Source organism: Paraburkholderia sp. SEWSISQ10-3 4, assembly GCF_030464785.1.
Taxonomy (GTDB): Bacteria; Pseudomonadota; Gammaproteobacteria; order Burkholderiales; family Burkholderiaceae; genus Paraburkholderia; species Paraburkholderia aspalathi.
Genome location: NZ_JALPRI010000007.1, coordinates 175,011 through 192,390 on the forward strand (window position 1 = coordinate 175,011; position 17,380 = coordinate 192,390).

General features: G+C 61.1%; 18 protein-coding genes. 9 read left to right on the forward strand and 9 right to left on the reverse strand.

Annotated elements, in window-relative coordinates:
- Positions 1 to 81: 81 nt before the first annotated feature.
- Positions 82 to 1,080, forward strand: coding sequence for a LysR family transcriptional regulator (locus M0D68_RS17050; protein ID WP_200651975.1), 999 nt, complete (start codon positions 82 to 84; stop codon positions 1,078 to 1,080).
- A 15-nt stretch (positions 1,081 to 1,095) separates the two neighbouring features.
- Here M0D68_RS17050 and M0D68_RS17055 read toward each other — a convergent pair whose 3' ends face one another.
- The 6 genes from M0D68_RS17055 to M0D68_RS17080 form a co-directional block, all read right to left on the reverse strand.
- Entirely contained in the window at positions 1,096 to 1,878 is a 783-nt protein-coding gene (locus M0D68_RS17055; protein WP_200651974.1) for an SDR family NAD(P)-dependent oxidoreductase, read from the reverse strand.
- A 75-nt stretch (positions 1,879 to 1,953) separates the two neighbouring features.
- Entirely contained in the window at positions 1,954 to 3,132 is a 1,179-nt protein-coding gene (gene rhmD / locus M0D68_RS17060) for an L-rhamnonate dehydratase (protein ID WP_200651973.1), read from the reverse strand.
- A 49-nt stretch (positions 3,133 to 3,181) separates the two neighbouring features.
- On the reverse strand, positions 3,182 to 4,510 hold the full coding sequence (locus tag M0D68_RS17065) for an MFS transporter (protein ID WP_211706968.1): 1,329 nt from the start codon (positions 4,508 to 4,510) through the stop codon (positions 3,182 to 3,184).
- A gap of 109 nt (positions 4,511 to 4,619) precedes the next feature.
- On the reverse strand, positions 4,620 to 5,372 hold the full coding sequence (locus M0D68_RS17070; RefSeq protein WP_054035966.1) for an SDR family NAD(P)-dependent oxidoreductase: 753 nt from the start codon (positions 5,370 to 5,372) through the stop codon (positions 4,620 to 4,622).
- Between the two features lie 172 nt (positions 5,373 to 5,544).
- The gene (locus M0D68_RS17075) at positions 5,545 to 6,792 is read right to left on the reverse strand and encodes an MFS transporter (RefSeq protein ID WP_266224858.1); all 1,248 of its coding nucleotides are present in this window, start codon (positions 6,790 to 6,792) and stop codon (positions 5,545 to 5,547) included.
- A gap of 301 nt (positions 6,793 to 7,093) precedes the next feature.
- The gene (locus M0D68_RS17080) at positions 7,094 to 7,402 is read right to left on the reverse strand and encodes a hypothetical protein (RefSeq protein WP_211706969.1); all 309 of its coding nucleotides are present in this window, start codon (positions 7,400 to 7,402) and stop codon (positions 7,094 to 7,096) included.
- Positions 7,403 to 8,189: 787 nt separating this feature from the next.
- Between M0D68_RS17080 and M0D68_RS17085 the strand changes: the two genes are divergently transcribed.
- On the forward strand, positions 8,190 to 8,516 hold the full coding sequence (locus M0D68_RS17085; protein WP_093636065.1) for an H-NS family nucleoid-associated regulatory protein: 327 nt from the start codon (positions 8,190 to 8,192) through the stop codon (positions 8,514 to 8,516).
- Positions 8,517 to 8,595: 79 nt separating this feature from the next.
- On the opposite strand, the gene M0D68_RS17090 is transcribed toward M0D68_RS17085, so the two are convergent.
- The 3 genes from M0D68_RS17090 to M0D68_RS17100 form a co-directional block, all read right to left on the reverse strand.
- Entirely contained in the window at positions 8,596 to 9,117 is a 522-nt protein-coding gene (locus M0D68_RS17090; RefSeq protein ID WP_093636173.1) for a low molecular weight phosphatase family protein, read from the reverse strand.
- 214 nt (positions 9,118 to 9,331) lie between these two features.
- Positions 9,332 to 9,532 carry a hypothetical protein gene (locus tag M0D68_RS17095; RefSeq protein ID WP_093636175.1) on the reverse strand — a complete coding sequence of 67 codons (201 nt, stop codon included), beginning with the start codon at positions 9,530 to 9,532 and terminating at the stop codon, positions 9,332 to 9,334.
- Positions 9,533 to 9,726: 194 nt separating this feature from the next.
- Complete coding sequence (locus M0D68_RS17100) at positions 9,727 to 10,407, reverse strand: J domain-containing protein (protein WP_093636177.1); 681 nt, start codon at positions 10,405 to 10,407, stop codon at positions 9,727 to 9,729.
- Positions 10,408 to 10,880: 473 nt separating this feature from the next.
- On the opposite strand from M0D68_RS17100, the gene M0D68_RS17105 reads away from it, so the two are divergent.
- From M0D68_RS17105 to M0D68_RS17135, 7 genes are all read left to right on the forward strand, one after another.
- Positions 10,881 to 11,540: an NADPH-dependent FMN reductase gene (locus tag M0D68_RS17105; protein WP_097396232.1), complete on the forward strand. Its 660-nt coding sequence runs from the start codon at positions 10,881 to 10,883 to the stop codon at positions 11,538 to 11,540.
- Positions 11,541 to 12,017: 477 nt separating this feature from the next.
- On the forward strand, positions 12,018 to 12,233 hold the full coding sequence (locus M0D68_RS17110) for a transcriptional regulator (protein WP_093636067.1): 216 nt from the start codon (positions 12,018 to 12,020) through the stop codon (positions 12,231 to 12,233).
- 179 nt (positions 12,234 to 12,412) lie between these two features.
- Positions 12,413 to 13,867 carry an indoleacetamide hydrolase gene (gene iaaH, locus M0D68_RS17115; protein WP_211706970.1) on the forward strand — a complete coding sequence of 485 codons (1,455 nt, stop codon included), beginning with the start codon at positions 12,413 to 12,415 and terminating at the stop codon, positions 13,865 to 13,867.
- A gap of 73 nt (positions 13,868 to 13,940) precedes the next feature.
- Positions 13,941 to 14,735, forward strand: coding sequence for a CDP-diacylglycerol diphosphatase (locus M0D68_RS17120; protein WP_200621499.1), 795 nt, complete (start codon positions 13,941 to 13,943; stop codon positions 14,733 to 14,735).
- Positions 14,736 to 14,936: 201 nt separating this feature from the next.
- Complete coding sequence (locus tag M0D68_RS17125) at positions 14,937 to 15,965, forward strand: fatty acid desaturase (RefSeq protein WP_266210785.1); 1,029 nt, start codon at positions 14,937 to 14,939, stop codon at positions 15,963 to 15,965.
- 389 nt (positions 15,966 to 16,354) lie between these two features.
- Positions 16,355 to 16,642 (forward strand): hypothetical protein, encoded by a 288-nt coding sequence (locus M0D68_RS17130; RefSeq protein WP_266224859.1) that lies wholly within the window; start codon positions 16,355 to 16,357, stop codon positions 16,640 to 16,642.
- Positions 16,643 to 17,037: 395 nt separating this feature from the next.
- Positions 17,038 to 17,307 carry a hypothetical protein gene (locus tag M0D68_RS17135; protein WP_211708067.1) on the forward strand — a complete coding sequence of 90 codons (270 nt, stop codon included), beginning with the start codon at positions 17,038 to 17,040 and terminating at the stop codon, positions 17,305 to 17,307.
- Positions 17,308 to 17,380 lie beyond the last annotated feature (73 nt).

The window sequence follows — 17,380 nt, forward strand, 5'->3', positions numbered from 1 at the left end:
ACGACTATAATTCCTGCGTCGATAGCTTCTCAATCCGTTGTTGGGATTGGGCGATCCACAAACCGAATCGCACCCGGAACCATGAGCCAACATTCAGCTGCCATCGCACTCGTCAATCGGCTCAAGTTCAAGCACCTCGCGCTGCTCGTCGCGCTCGACGACGCGCGCAATCTCCACCAGGCCGCCGAAGCCATCAACGTCGCGCAACCCAGCGCGAGCCGCATGCTCGGCGACATCGAGGAAGCGTTCGGCTTCCTGCTGTTCGAGCGCAACGCACGCGGCATGACGCCCACGCCGCTCGGCGTGGTCACGCTGGCGTATGCGCGGCGCGCACTCGCCGAGCTGACCCGTTTTGCCGAAGACCTCGACGTCAAACGCCGTGGCGGACATGGACAGTTGACCGTCGGCGCGATCATGGGCGCCGCGCCCGATCTGCTGGCCATGGCAGTCGCCGCCCTGAAAACCGAGAGCCCACTGCTCAACGTGCGCATTCTTGGCGAAACCAGCGACCAGGTCGTGCAATTGCTGCATCGCCGCGAAGTCGATCTGGCGCTTGGCCGCCTGACCAGTCCGTTGCAACACAACGATTTCAGCTTTGAGCCGCTCGCACGCGAGACGTTGTTGCTGGTGGTGCGTTCGGTGCATCCGCTGGCGCAGCACTCGCGCATCACATTGCGGGAGCTGATCGACTGGCCGTGGGTCGCGCAACCTGTTACCAGCCCGGCGCGCGTGCTGTTCGAAGAGGAGCTCGCGCGTGCGGGTCTGGCGACACCCGTCAACCTGACAGAGTGCGCGTCGATCTTCGCCACGCTGCAATTGCTCGAGAACTACGACGCCGTGGCCATGCTGCCTGAATCCGTGGTGCGTGATCACGTGCGCGGCAAACTGCTGGTCGCGCTGCCGCTCGAGATCGGCAAGAGCCTCTCCGGCTTCGGCATTCTCACGCGCAAGGAAGAAGCCCTCGCCGAACCGGCGCTGCGCTTTATCGATTTGCTGCGCGGTTTCTCGCGCAAGCTCGCACGCGATGATTCCAGCGCGACGGCGATTGAGCCTGTGATCGTATCCGCACCGGTTCATTGACGTCGACATCGCCCGTTACTGCAAGTTGACGAACAGGCCGCCGTCCACCAGCAGCGCGGCGCCTGTTACATAACGGGCACGGTCGGAGGCAAGGAATACCACGCAATCGGCGACGTCCTCCGGGCGGCCCAGTCTGCCCAGCGGAATACGTTTTTCGAAGTAGGCTTTTTTCGCTTCGTCGGCGAGATCTTCCGCGTTGAGGTCGGTCGCGATCGTGCCGGGCATCACCGAATTGCAGCGAATACCGTACGGCCCCAACGCCACCGCGCATGACTGCATCAACGAATGCACACCGGCCTTGGTCGGCGTGTAGTGGGTTTGCATGCCGCCGCCCACCAGAGCGCTGATCGAGCTCGTCGCCACGATCGCGCCGCCCGTGCCCTGCGCTTTCATCTGCTGCGCGGCGGCTTGCGTGACGTAGAACGCCCCGTTCAGATTGACTGCCACCGTCGACTCCAATATCTCGGGCGGCATGTCGAGAAAGGCGTGAAACGGGCAGATGCCTGCATTGCTCGCGAGCACATCGACTTTGTCGAAGGCTTCAACGGTGCGGCGAACAAGTTCCTGACCGGTTTCGCGTAAGGCAACGTTCCCTTCGATCGCGATCACGCGCCGCCCCAAGGCTTCAATTTCTCCGACCACTTCCGCGACGGCCGAACGGCGCCCATACGATGCGTCGTTATCGCCCCAGTAGTTGATCGCTACATCCGCCCCTTCGGTTGCGCACGCAACGGCTATCGCGCGGCCGATGCCACGCGAGCCGCCGGTAACGATCACGACCTTGTCCTTGAGCAACACGTCATTCTCCTGTTGGCTGGATCGATCAGATGTCTTGCGGGTTGAAATCCGGTCCAACCCACCTTCAATAAGCATTCAACGCGGATAAGGCCGCACCAGCGCACACTCCGGATTGAGCCGCACACCAAAGCCCGGTGTGTCAGGCACTTTCATCCGCCCATTCGCGGGGACCGGCTCATCGAGCAGCAGCGGCGTGAACATCGGCACGACTTCGTCCGCCTTCGGCGCCATCATCAGAAACTCGGCGAACGGTGAGTTGTGCCGCGTGACGACGAAGTGATAGCTATACACCGATGAACCATGCGGCACCACCATCACATTGTGGGCATCGGCGAGCGCGGATATCTTGATGAGTTCGGTGATCCCACCGCACCAGCCCACATCCGGCTGAATCAGATCGCAGCACTGCATCTCCAGCAGCATGCGAAAACCCCAACGCGTCGCTTCATGCTCGCCGGTCGACACCATCATGCCGCGCGGCACGTTGCGGCGCAGTTCGGCGTAACCCCAGTAGTCGTCCGGCGGCAGGCACTCTTCGATCCATTTCAGACCGTACTCGTGCGCCGCCTGCGCGAGCCGCGTTGCATACGGTACGTCGAGGCTCATCCAGCAGTCGTACATCAGCCAGAAGTCATCGCCAACGCGACTACGCATCTCGGCGAGTTTCTCCAGATTCTTCTTGAGACCCGCCTCGCCTTCAGCAGGACCATGCTGCAACGGCAATTTGCCGCCAATAAAACCCATCTCCTTCGCGAGGTCCGGACGCGCGCCCGTCGCGTAGAACACAAGTTCGTCGCGCACCGGGCCGCCCAATAGTTGGTACACCGGTTCCTTGCGCACTTTCGCAAGCAAATCCCACAACGCGAGATCGACGCCCGAGATCGTATTCAGCACCACGCCTTTGCGGCCGTAGTACAGCGTCGAGAAATACATCTGATCCCACATCTTCTCGATGTCGGTGACAAGCTGGCCCTCCAGAAAACGTGCGAGATGTTTTTCGACGATGAAGGCGCCAATCTCACCGCCCGTCGTCACCGCAAAACCGACCGTGCCATCGCTCGCTTCGATCTCGACCACCAAGGTGCCGAGCACATTGATGCCGAACGACTGGCGGCTCTGGCGATACTCCGGATAACGCGCCATCGGCGTGGAAATGTGATCGTCGATCCAGTGTCCGTCGGGTTGATCGTGATAGTCCGCACCGCCACCGCGGACGATGAAGGCACGCACGTGCCGGATAGTAGGCATGGCCATGAAAAGGGCTCCGTTATGGGTGCGTCGAACGTGCAGCCAGAAAATGCGCCTAGCGGGCGCGGTGCAGTAAATGTTGGAAAGACCAGCTTGATTCGGTTCCGTCACGACGCAACAGCGTGCCGATCAGGAGCGCAGCCAGCAGACTCGACGCGCCCAATACGATCAGCCCCGCCGAGGTCGACGAAAACACGCGTTCCGCCGCGGTGCGCAGGCTCGGCGCAATAAATCCACCGAGGCCGCCGAGCGAATTGATCAGCGCGATCCCACCCGCCGCTGCGGCGCCCGTGAGGTAGCGCGTCGGAAATGTCCAGAACAGCGGTTGCGCCGCGATGAAACCACTAGCCGCACAGCACAGCGCGATCAGGCCAATCGACGGGTTATGCGCGAGCCCCGAGGCACCGATGCCGAGACCCGCGAGCACCAGCAGCGCAACTGCCCAGCGCCGGTGTCCACCCGTACGATCCGCTCGACGCGGCACGTACCACGTCACGGCCAACGCACACAGCCATGGCAACGCACCGACGAGGCCCACGCGCAAACCGACCGTCGTGCCGAGCAAAGCCGCCACCTGCTGCGGCAAATAGAAGATCACGCCGTAGACACTCATCTGAATCAGCAGATAGATCGCTGACAGCAGCAACACACGGCGGTCCACCAGCGCCGCGAGAATATGACGCGGCCCATGCGCCGATGCGGCGAGCGCATCGTCGTCGAGCGCGCGGCGCAAGGTGGTGCGCTCCTGCGCGTCGAGCCACCGTGCGTCTTCGGGGCGGTTGTCGAGATACCAGAACGCCCATACGCCGACCACCGAGGCCATCGTCCCCTCGATCAGAAACAGCCACTGCCAGCCGGCCAAACCCATCGCGCCATGCAGTTCGAGCAAGGAACCCGACAACGGACTGCCGAAGATGAACGCCAGCGGCGCGCCGAAATAAAACACGCCCACCGCGCGAGCTCGCGCCGCTTGCGGAAACCAATGCGTCAGGTAATAGATCACGCCGGGGAAGAAACCCGCTTCGGCAACGCCGAGCAGAAAACGCAGCGAGTAGAAAGCGGTCGGCGTATGCGCAAGACACATTGCCGCCGAGACGAGCCCCCAGGTCACCATGATCCGGCACATCCATGCGCGCGCGCCGACCTTATGCAACAGAAGATTGCTCGGTACTTCGAATAATGCATAACCGACGAAGAACACGCCCGCGCCGAAGGCAAAAGCCGCATTGGACAAACCCGTATCGTGCTGCAACGCTTTCTGCGCGAAGCCGATATTGGCTCGATCGAGAAACGCCAGCACGTACATCAGCAACAGAAACGGCAACAGCCGGCGCATGACCTTGCTGTTGATCGCCTCCAGTGAAGCGGGCGAATGCGGATTCATGTCGTCTCCTTCGCAGAGCATGCGGGTCGCGCTCTGCGTTTTTCTACCTTTTGCACTGCCACTGCCACTGCAACTGCCCCTGCTACGGCTTAGGCGAGGCTATGACGACTCAATAAGTGGCGCGGCCACCGGACAGGTCGAATACCGAGCCGGTGCTGAACGCGCAGTCTTCGGAAGAGAGCCAGAGAATCAGCGACGCCGCTTCTTCCGGCAACAGGAAGCGGTTCATTGGAATTTTCGAGAGCATGTAGTCGATGTGCTGCTGCGACATCGAGTCGAAAATCTCCGTTTTCGCCGCTGCGGGCGTGACCGCGTTGACGAGGATGTTCTTCGTCGCAAGTTCTTTGCCGAGGGATTTGGTCAAGCCGATGAGCCCGGCTTTGGAGGCGCTGTAGTGCGAGGCGTTCGGGTTGCCCTCTTTGCCGGCCACCGACGCGATATTGACGATCCGGCCGTAGCCCTGCTTGAGCATCTGCGGCACGACCGCGCGGCAGGTGAGATACGGGCCGATCAGATTCACGTCGATCACGCGGCGCCAGACCTCGGGGTCCAGCTCCCATGTCGTGCCGTTGCCGCCGGTGATGCCGGCGCAGTTGATCAGCACATCGATCGCGCCATGGGCGGCGACCGTTTGCGCCACTGCCTGAACCACTGACGCTTCCTGGGTGAGTTCGACCGTGACGGCGGTGACTTTGCCCAGTTCGCTGAGTTCGCGCTCGCTGCGCGCGAGGCGTTCGGCGTCGATGTCCCATAGCGCGACCGACGCGCCCGAGTTCAACGCCCGTTGAGCCACTGCGTAGCCAATGCCGCGCGCGCCGCCGGTAATGGCGACAACACGCCCCTCCAGATCGATTCGATTCATCGCTGTGCTCCTGTAGCAGGCCCGGGAGGCTTGCCGTTCAGTTGTTGTATTTCTGCTGTCTCTGCTTTCGTCCAGCAAATATACGAGCGGTGCGATGCGCCAACAATCCGTGTATTGGAGAGGGCGATAACAAAAGCGGATCGGTGTGGGCGTGGCGCTCGACGCTTACCGGCTAGTCAGTACACGCCGGACAGACCACCGCTTTCGCGGGCACTTCCTGCTTGCTTCGTCCGAAACTCGCGAGCGCGGCGAACCCCAGCAACGCTAGGCCGCTGCCAAAGAGAAAGTCCGCGGAAATGCCGACATGGTCGACCACCACACCGCCAATGAGCGATCCCAGCGCGATGGCAACCTGAATGATGCTGACAAACAGCGCCGAGCCTGCTTCGGGCGAATCCGGCGTGGCGCGCTGAATCCAGATGCTCAAACAAAGCGGCAATGCGCCGAACGAAACACCCCACGCGAGCACGAGCGCGGCGACGCCGATCGGCGATTGTTCCAGCAAAGGCATTGCCAGCAGCGCGAACATGAGCAGAGAAACCATCACGCCCAGAGACACTTTCAGATTGTGCGTCACCGTCGACGATACGGCGAAGTTCGAGAAGAAGCCAATAATGCCGAAGCCGAGCAGCAGCCACGTAATCGTCGACATCGAAAAACTCGCGTTGTGCAGCAGGAACGGCGTGATGTACGTGTACGAGGAGAAATGCGCGCCGAAGACGAGCGCCACCATCAGCATGCTTCTACGCGGATGCGGGCGGCGCAGCAGCGCAACCAGATCGCGCAGCCGCAATGCGGTGCTCGACGGCAAGGACGGCACGAAAACGAACTGCGCCACGAGCGCGATCGCGACAAGCACGCCGGTTGCCATAAACGAAGCACGCCACGAAGCGAAGCTGGCGATGAACGTGCCGAGCGGCACACCGATCACCGTCGCGCAGGTCACGCCGGTCAGGATCGTCGCCATCGCTTTGGCCGAATCCTTCGGCTGCACGAGGCGCCCCGATGCCGCAGTCGCCAGGGTCCAGAAGCCGCCCAGCGCCGCGCCGAGCAACGCGCGTCCGACCAGCATGACCAGGAAATCGGGCGCAAAGGCCGAAATCAGATTCGACGCGAGCAGCAAGGCCGTGAGCAACAGAAACACGCGCCGGCGATCCATCCGTCCGGCCACCAGCATCAATCCGGGCGCCGAGATGGCGGCAATCACGCCCGGCACCGTGACCATCAATCCTGCAGTGCCAGGCAGCACACCCAGATCCGCCGCGATACGCGGCAGCAGGCCAACAGGTAAAAATTCCGTGGTCACGAATGCGAACGCACCGATTGCAACGGCCACGACGGCGAGCCAGGAACGCAGGGACGACGAAGCCCCATCGTCCGGCGAGGCAATGCTCGCCGGCAGATTATCTTCCATCAACATAGTATTGTTTGCGAGTAACTAAACAACGGGTGGGATTGGAGCAGTCACACCAGACTAATCAAATCGCAGACGGCAAGTCATGAATAAAAAAGCAGGCGGTATTGGCCTGCTTATGATTGCGATCGGAAAAGACAGCGGGTGAAAACCTGAATGGAAGACACCTTAACATCGTATTAATTCGCCCGCTGACGACTCCGTAAAATTGCACTCGGGCGTGTGGGTATTCCGATCAGGGTGCCGTACGTGGATGGAAGTGGAAGCGGTGCGCTCTGTCCCCACCGCCTCCTGAACTGCCGGCCTGCTACTGGCCAAAATAGATCCTGCATTGCGGCCCGGAAGCGCACGGCCGCTCCTGTCGGCCTCCCACTTCCGTCGCGCCTGCAGCCACTCCGCCATAGGAGACGTTCTGCACCGCCTGCCCGGCCGGCATCACGGTCCGCACAGTGTCACCGTACGACATGTCGGTGGTGGCTTGCGCTGATTCGTTTGCGTTCTGCATGAGGGCCTGGCCCGATACGGCCTGGCCCTGCTGGCTATCCAGTGCGCCGGCTGTGCTCGGCGCCAGAAACAGAGCGGTGCTTGCCAACGCCATCAATAAACGTAGTTTCATGTCCAGACTCCTCGAATCCGGCGCAGCAGCGCTTATCCCCTTCGAAAAAGAATTGATCCGCGAAAAAACGTCGTGTCATGAAATCGAACTAACTCACTGCCGAACTGACAAATGGGCGAATGCCTATGCGGGACTGCTGCGGCGAGTCACCGAACTAAATGAGTAAATAGTTGCCAGACCTGAAACCGATGTCGGGCGTGCGCGCACGGCTAGCCGGAAACGGTCGCCACCAGGCTGGAAACGCAGATTGTTGCTCCGCTGTTTCGTTATAGCTCGGCCACTCAGGATTTCAATCCCGGCGGTGCGGACGGCCTTAGTGGCACCCGCCGCCGCTCAATCGGCTGCATGCAGTAACAAAATCAGGCCGGCAGGCGCGTGCGTTACCCGAACAGTGCGTTATGATGCTGGCATAACGCACAAAAATCGGCCCCGCGCGAGGCACCGGCGAGAGACGGAGCGTGGACTTGAGGCCGACTGTTCGCAATCATTGCATTGTCATCACCGTTTTTTCCATTGCGGCCGTAGGGCTTACCCAGCCGTACCTGCCGCGCGGCGGAGCGCTTGAATATTCACTGATTGGCACAGTCAGCCTTATAGCCGGCCTTGTTGGACATATGCTGTACCGCAATGTATGGGGCGACGTTCTTTGACGCAGCCACTGGAATTTCCTTCGATCAATAACCTGACCGCGAGCGGACCCCATATACATGGGCTCGATGCTTTCGCGGCTTCCCCTTGCAATCTGTAACTGACAGAACGCCGGACGCTTTAGAAGGACGAATATCTTATGGACGAAAGGAAGCGAGATAGCATGATTGCGTATCTCCGCCACCGCATGGAAGAGTTTGGTATCAAACCAGAAGACCTCGCCGCCGTGCTGGCGGCCGAACCGAAGGGGCAAAAAGCTGAACGCTACCGCAGCGCAACGGGAGATAGCTGGGACGGCCAGGGTGAAATGCCCCAATGGCTTAAACAGGCAATTAGCGCTGGTCAATCAATCGACCACTTCGAATTATCGGCCACGCCGGCACCCGCCCCGCAGCCGAAAAAACAGGTGGATTGGCTAAACGACCCATTCGCGGGAAGTCCGCTTGCGCGCCCGAACAACCGCTAAGCCGTCCGATCGCCACACCGCCAGAGCAAAGGCATAACCCCGAGGCATCACCCCGTACTGGCTGACGCGCCGGGGCCGTTCACACGTTGCACTGAATGGCGGGATTCGTTGCGCCGTTCAGCGATGCACACGACGCGTCGCCGGTACAAGCCGGCGCCGCCGCGTACTGCGGCAATTCGATAAACGTGCTGAGCTGCCGGACGATCTGCCAGAAGACCTTTTCAAACGAACGGACGCGCTCCGGCTCGAGCATGCCATCGGCAAGCGGATCGGCGAAGTTCCAGCTACACAACGCAGGGTCTCCCGGAAAGCGCGGCGCATGATGCCTGGCGACGCACGCGTCCATGGCAATGACGAGGTCCATCCGCGGCGCCCATTCACCGGTGAATTCCAGCCAGCTTTTCGGGCAGAGCACGCCGAGGTCCGATATACCGGGCCGCAATTGCGCGATCGCAATAGGGTGAACACGCGCGGCCGGCTCCGGCCCCGCGCTGAACGCTTCGAACCGGTGTCCAGCCAGTTCGCGCAGTAAAGCTTCGGCAATGATGCTGCGTGCTGAATTCTCGCGACAGAGAAACAGCACCTTGTATTTTTTGGTCACGCTCACCCCGAGTTTTTTTTATCTCTCTCTATGCGCAATTATGCCGGCCTAGTCTTGCGTCCCCGTGACACTACGATGACGTAAATTGTTGCGCCACAAGAATTTGTATCAGGGCGCTCGATCCACGGATATCGCGCGCTGCATTGGCGACAAAGTTTAGCAGCGCAAAGTCGAATCTTTCATTAAGCCGACAATTTTTCGCGGCGGCGCCTCCTCATACGGAAGCGCCGCTGTCGCGGTGTTCGGACACGATTCGATTGGCGGCGTCGCTTGCGCCGTCCGACGCAGCCGGTGAAGTTTCGAACAACATCGCCGCAGGCTGCGCGCTGATCGACTTGACGCCGTTCGCAATGCCAGGCGCCGCGACGTACGGGATAAACGCCGCCATCGCAACGACAAAAATAAAAGTAACCATGGCCGTCGTGCCTCTCGGAATCTGCAACGTGGAGGTCAAGCGAAGCGGGTCATTCGCGGGGGGAAGTGGAGTCGGCGACAATGACACATGTCACGGACATGTCATTGATTCTAGAAGCGGATAGACCGATGCCGAAGGCCGCCCTCTATATCAATTCGGCCTACGTGTGGGGTCTTTCGGCCAGAACTGTCTGTTCAAAACCGCAAGCCGTTCAGGAACTGGAACCAGAGTCCACCCAGTACGCCGGCCGGATGGGCATCGCTGGCATTTTCTTCGCGCTTGCCTGAGTTGGCGGGCTTACCTGAGGCGTCACGATTGGCGGCATCGTCGTTCACCGTCGTTGCCTCCGCTTTCGCTGAAACGTCGGGTACGTCCACCGCCTTTGCTGCCGCTTCGGCGGCAGCCGCCGCCTTCTCTGCCTCGCGCCGCGCCGCCTGCAAGGCAGACACGCTGTCGGCGATCTGCGCGGCCCGCTGCGCCTCGCATCGACGTCCTAGCAGCACACCGAACAGCACGTCGCGATTGTGGCCGTCGTCGGCGAAACGCATGGCGAGCGACACCATCTCGGCGTAGGCCGCTTCGTCCGCGGCACGTACCGCCGCTTCACGTTCGGCCTGCGCTTTTTGCTGGCGGGCACGCTGCGCTTCCCAGCCACGCATCTGCTCGGCATAGACTGCGTCATACACCTTGCGCTGCGCGGCGTCGGAGAGAATCGCATACGCGTCCTTGATTTCCTGGAAAGTAGCGCGCGCAACTTCCTCGGCGCCGTTGTTGCGATCCGGATGCCATTTCATCGCGGCCTTGCGATAAGCCCGCTTGATTTCTTCGTCCGTGGCGTGCGCGTGCACACCAAGCGTGTCATACAGGGTTGCCATTGCTTGTTCGACCTCGCCGTGATTCGCGTTGCGGACCATCGTAGCATGCAAAAAACGGCTTTATCGTGAAGCGGCACGCCCGGGCGCCGCTGAAAGTCCAGACGAAAAAAAGGCCTCGCCACTTACGTAGCGAGGCCGAGTCCCATGTCAAGGAGATGTCATGGAGGAGACGACTCAATCATAGCCGCGTGTCATCGCGCCCCCAAACAATGGTTCGCCATATGCTTATCGGGGGCCGCCTCAACTGCATTGCACAGGGCGGCGCATGTGGATCGAAAACGGCTTCGATACATCCGTCAAACGGCCCACTGAGCCGCCGATAACCCCGCGCGGTTATATCGTTAGAACAAAAAGTCGCTTCGCCCGGCTCCCGGCGGTCATTAAGATGACACTTCAAAGTCCGGTTCGCCCCGGTTCGTCTACGCGCAGCCCCGCGCCAGCGTCCCGTGAGCCGTTACCGAAGGAGCATTTCGTTGACCAGTTTCGACCATCATCGCCGGCCGCTCGTAATCGGCATCGGCGGCACGACACGTGCGGCGTCGTCGACCGAGCGCGCGCTCGGCTTTGCGCTGCGTGGCGCGGAAGCCGCAGGCGCGAATACCCGCCTGTTCGGCGGCACCTTCCTGCATAGCCTGCCCCACTACGCTCCGGAAAACCCTCAACGTACCGCCGAACAGCTTGAGCTGATCGAAGCCGTGCGCCATGCGGACGCGCTGATCATCGCGACGCCCGGTTATCACGGCGGCGTCTCGGGCCTCGTCAAGAACGCACTCGACACGCTCGAAGAACTGCGCGCCGATGAACGGCCGTATCTGGATGGCCGCGCGGTCGGCTGTATCGTCACCGCTTATGGCTGGCAGGCTGCCGGCTCGGTGCTGACGTCGCTGCGCTCGATCGTCCACGCGTTGCGCGGCTGGCCGACCCCGTTCGGCGCCGGGATCAACACGCTGGAAACACGCTTCGACACCGTCGACACCTGTTCCGACGCCAAGGTCGTCGATCAGCTCGCCACAGTCGGCCAGCAGGCCGCGCAATTCGCCCTGGCGTTCAACGCGCATCGCACGCCGACGGCCGCGCCGCTCGGCAATGCAGTCAAGGAAGCGCAACCCGCCAGATTGCTGCACGCGGTTTAACGCCTTTGCGTGCGATGTCGAGGACCCACGCTTGTGGGGTCCCCGACGCACTTGCGTTTGCGTTGAGCCGGCGGCCATCCCACTGCCTCGACGAACCATTCGACGCATGCGTGCGCTTGCCTCCTCTCCCCGCTAACCGCAGCATCCTCCGACGATACTTTTAAGGCTGACAAGTCACGCCGAGCGCGCTCGAACGCGCTCGTGTTTCCGCTGGTCCAAACCGTGCGCCACACAACAGACCGCTCTCCCACAACGCCGGATAGTGTGTTCGAACGCTGCGACTATGGTCCGATCCGGTCTCCTGAAGACCGTTCCCGAACCTCGCTGATTTGCTTACGACGAAAGATTGGTTCACCCGCTGCGCGGCGCGGCCTACGCTTGATCCTGCCCGCTCACCACCGGTTGCCTGACGCACAGGGTTGCGTCCCGCGCGCCGGCTCCTTAGCAATACACGCGGGCACACTCACTGCCACGATCATGAATTCAAATATCCGCTACAAGGGCTACGAAGTCGCACCGGCTGCGCAACGGCTGCCCAACGGCCTGTTCGCCGCCAACCTGACCATCGAAAAAACGTCTGCAAGTCAAGGCCAGGCTTACTCGTTCGACGCACTCGATTATTTCTTCGACGAAGAGCACGCACTCGCCTACGCGTTCCGCTGGGGACGCATGTGGATCGACAGCCGGCAATAGCACGCCGGCAGACTCATCAGATAGCGTCAAGGCGGTCGCGCGGGTCTCGCGTGCAGAACCATATAGAAGGCCGTCCGGCCTGCGAGCCGGCAAACGCGCACCACCTTGCGCCACCGGGCGTCGATTTTTAAGCGGCTGTGCCAGAATAGGCGACACCTCAGTTAAAGGAGACGCCTGCGATGACATGGACCGTCGATCAACAGTTGGCCCTAACCGCAACCGAAGCGGTCGCCGCGATCCAGTCCGGGCGCCTCAAAGCCGCCGACTATATGGCCACGCTGCTGGCGCGCGCGGCGTCGCTCTCGAGCCTGAATGCGCTCACCACGCTCGATCTCGACGGCGCGCTGGCCGCCGCGCAGCGCATCGATGCCTTGCCGCCCGAAGCAAAAGCGCAATTGCCGCTCGCCGGTTTGCCCATCGTCGTGAAGGACAACATCAACACGGCCGGTTTGCAGACCTCGGCGGGCACGCCCGCGTTGGAAGGCTTCGTGCCGACGACGAACGCGCCTTCGGTGCAACGGCTTCTCGATGCCGGCGCGATCATCCTCGGCAAAGCCAACATGCACGAACTCGCGTTCGGCATCACCAGCACCAACTTCGCCACGCACGCCGGACCGGTGCGCAATCCTTACGACCCCACGCTGATTCCTGGCGGCTCGTCGGGCGGCACCGCCGCCGCGATCGCCGCGCGCATCGTGCCCGCGGGTCTCGGCACCGACACCGGCGGCTCGACGCGCATTCCGGCTGCGTTGACCGGCATCGCGGGGTTTCGTCCGTCGGTGGGTAACGGTGGTGCCGAACGGCGCTATCACGACCCGGATGCCGTCGTGCCGATCAGCCATACGCGCGATACGGTGGGGCCGATGGCGCGCACGGTTGCCGACATCGCGTTGCTCGACGGCGTGATCACCGGAGCGGGGGCGCTGCCCACACTCACGCTGAACGGTTTGCGCATCGGCCTGCCCGAGCCGCTCTGGGAAGGGCTCGAAAAGCAGGTGGAAGACGTCGCGCACGCCGCCTTGCGCCGCCTCGAAGCAGCGGGCGTCATCTTCGTGCCTGTAGCGATGAGCGAACTGGAGATCTTGAACGGCCATGTCGGCGGACCGATCGCGATCCACGAGCCGCGCGAAGACGTGCTCGCCTGGCTCGTCGCCAATAACGCGCCGGTAAAGACAGTCAAAGAATTGGCAGCCCGCATCGCGAGCCCTGACGTGCGCGCGATCTACGACGGCGTGCTCGCCGACGTACTCGGTGCTCATTACGACGCAGCGCTGAAGCAATGGCGGCCGCGCTTGCAGCAGTATGTCGCCGCGACTTTCGCGGATGAGCGTCTCGATGCGCTGCTGTTCCCGACCACGCGCCTCGCCGCGGTGCCGATCGACGACCTGAACGGCTCGTCGACAGTATCGATCGATGGCGCCGCGCCAATCGATACGATGGACGCGTTCCTGCGCAATACCGACCCGGCCAGCACGTCCGGCATTCCGGGCTTATCGCTGGCGGCGGGGATGACTGCCGGCGGCCTGCCGGTCGGCCTGGAACTGGATGGTCCGCTCGGCGAGGACCGACGGTTGCTGGCGATCGGCGTCGCCTTCGAGCAATTGCTCGGCGTGCTGCCGGCGCCAGCGCTCTGACGGTTCTGAAAATGCCGTCGAAGGTGCCGTTGAAGATGCCATTGAAGATGTCGCTGAACACTCCAGTAAAAAAATGCCGATCCGCATGCCGATGACCGTGCCCAAACCCACCCGCCTTCGCCACACTATTCTGCGCACCGCCGCCGCATTGGCGGTCGTCTTCACCGTCGCCTCCTGCGCGCGCCTTGCTGCAGTCGATTCGAACGCGCTCTGGAAAATCGTCGATATGCGCTGCGTGCCGTCGCAGCAGGCCACCGGCACGCCGGGCCAATGCACGGTCGTCGATCTCGACAAACGCTATGCGATCCTGAAGGATATTGTCGGCCGCTCACAGCATCTGCTGATTCCGACCGACCGCGTCACCGGCATAGAAAGCCCGTTCGTGCTTGCGCCGAATGCACCGGACTACTGGGACGATGCGTGGGTGTCGCGGCTGTACGTCGAGAAGTCCGTCAAGCGCTCCTTGCCCGACAATCAACTCGGCCTCGAGATCAACTCGCAATTCCGCCGTACGCAAAACCAGCTGCATATCCATATCGATTGCATGCAAAGCAAGGTGAGCGACGCCTTGGCGCGTCACGCGAAGGACACGCCTGGCGAATGGCGTTGGGATACGCTCGACGGCCAGCGCTATCGGATCATGCGCGTCACCTCACTCACTCAGGCGAGCAATCCGTTTCTCATCGTCGCGCGTGATAACAAAGACGCTGCAGCGATGGCCATGCAAACCATTCTCGTGACGGGTGCGGGGCCATCCGCGGAGAAAGACGGCTGGCTCGTCGTGAATAGCAGTCTCGATGCCGACAACGGCAGCGGCTCCGCGGAAGGTTTGCTCGATCACGCTTGCCACGTGGCGGACGATAAATAAGCGTCTTTTACCGATTGCCCGAACAGGATCCGCGAGGATCCCTGCGCGCCGGGTGATAGCGGCCGGGCGCTGCGCAAGGGCCGGCGATATGGCCCCGCGCTTTTGCACGTATTTGCAGATGCATTGCTGAACAAAATGGTTCTAGTCGCGTGAATTGGTCCGTAGGATCGGTCTAAACCTGCATTCCGACCGATCCAGCCGATGGCGATTTACCTCGACGACACGCAACGTAAAGCACTCGCCCAACAGGCTGCAAGCTGGACATGGCGCACGCAATGGCCGACGTGGCTGCTGATCGCCACGATCTACGGTGGATGGTTCGGTGTGGCGACGCATGCGCGCATGCTCGGCCTGCCGCTGACCGTTGCACTGCTAGCGTTGCTGGGTGCGTGGTACATGTCTCTTCAACATGAATTGCTGCACGGCCATCCGACGCGTTCGCCGTTCTTCAACGCACTATTAGGATTCGCGCCGCTCGCGGTGTGGTTTCCGTACAGCGTCTATCGTGATTCGCATCTTCAGCATCACGACGATCCGCATCTGACGCTTCCTGAGCGCGATCCCGAAAGCTACTTCGTCAGTCAGCGCGTGTGGCAACGTGCGGGTCTGGCGATTCGCGCGCTGCTGACCTTCCGCAATACGTTTGTCGGCCGACTGATAGTTGGGCCGGCTTTTTCCATAGCGGCAACGGGTGTCGATGAACTCCGCACTATCAAACGCGGCGATTTGCGTCATGTGCCGATGTGGGTTGCGCATCTGGTTGCATTGGCAGCGCTGACGATATGGCTTCAACGTGTCTGCGGAGTCCCTGCCTGGGCATTTATCGTCGGCGCGGGATATGGATCGTTGTCGTTAGGTTCGATCCGCTCGTTTCAGGAACATCGCGTGGCACATGCTCACGAGCATCGCACTGTCATCAACGAAGCGGGGTGGTTGTGGCGGCTGCTGTTCCTGAACAACAACTACCATCTGGTTCATCACGACTTGCCTCATGTGCCCTGGTTTGCACTTCGAGAGGTTTATGAAACGTCCCGGCAGCAGTACGTAGAACGCTCGGGAGGGTTTCTCGTACACGGGTACAGCGAATGGCTGAAGCTTTATGCATTCGCCTCGGTTGCGCCTCCGGTTTATGGGGATCTGTCTGGAGCGGCTATTCAGGCCGCAGGACGCACGACGCCCGCGGCACGTTTAGCACTTAGGCGCACGAGCAGAGATTCTCTCCACTGGTAGTACAGTCATTCGCGAAGATCGCGCGGGATGGACCCCAGCATACCGTTAAGCACGGCCGCGCAGCTTACGCTGCTGTAGCGACACCATCCGTTCGACAATTTCTTCCGGCAGTTTCCGTTCCCATCCTCGACATACACAGCAAGGGCTTTATTCAATTCCACGGCCGGTTGGAATTGGCATTTTTTTTGCATCCGTCCACAGCAGCAACCACCGTTGGGCTGCCGATGGCCTATAACAGTATCGGTAGTTCAAGATGATCGTCTATTCAGCTACCGAGGGCACGAAAGCCCGCGAACTTTTGACCGGGCAAGGAGGTTTAGCGAGTACGACCGGACGAATCCATGCTTTGTCTTTTCGAATCCTGAATAGCCTGAGTATCGGAGGTAATCATGAAATGCGGGTACCGTGGATGGATCATCGACGCGGCTCCGGATTTCTCCCTTGGGAAATTCTTCGCACACGCGCGACTGGTCCGTGTTTCGAGTGACGACGACGTTGATGGCGAGATGCACATCGAGCGTGATCTTTCCTACTTCGACACCGAGGACGAGGCGATCGAGGTTGCCCAACAATGGGCGTTTGCATGGATCTGCGATCGCGAAGGCAACGTCGAAAGTACGCAGGCTGGGACGCCCACGTTCCGGAGCCGCATTCCAGCCGAATCTCGATCAGCATGAGATGCTGGATGCGCGGCCCCTGTCGTTTTTTTGCGACCGCTTCGCCATCCACAGATGGCGCCAGGCACGTCGAGCAAGCCTTGGCGGGGAGACAGAAATCATCACACAAGACACCCGATTTGCATCCGCTGCGAGCCTCGATACCCTAAGAAAGCACGTCAGCGTTCCCAACGTTCGGCGTGTGTGTTTGTTCGCCGCAGCATTGCCTGCGGCATTTTTTTAGCATTGCCCAGGCATCGGCCACTGTCTCAGGTCACGGGGTAGCACTTCTTAAGCTTCCCTTCAGCCCCCTGGCGTAAATTAATTCCACACTAACGTTCGCCGCTCACTGCGACTCAGTCCAGCTGTACGCCCGGCAGTGCATGTACGCGTACATAAAAAGATTGGGGGACCTCATGCCACAAGGAAATACAGGTGGTGCCACTCTGGTGGATGCTCGCGCAGCTTACGTGCTTGAACTGGCACGAGGCTGTTCATACATCAGCAGCACTTTGAGTCCGGAAACGCGGGACAGCGCTATCGCTGAGGTTCTCGGCGAATTTCGCGAACTGTACGGCGAACAGGAAGAAACACTCTTTCAGAAACTGCTTGCTGAGGATCTGCTGCGTCGAGGCAGACCTAACGCCGCCGCGGCAGTTCTCGCCTTCAAATTCATCAGCCCGTGAGGCAGGCGCAAGTTACATGAACTGTTCGGGCACGCGCCTTGAAGCGCCACCGCGGGCAGCATGACAATCGTCA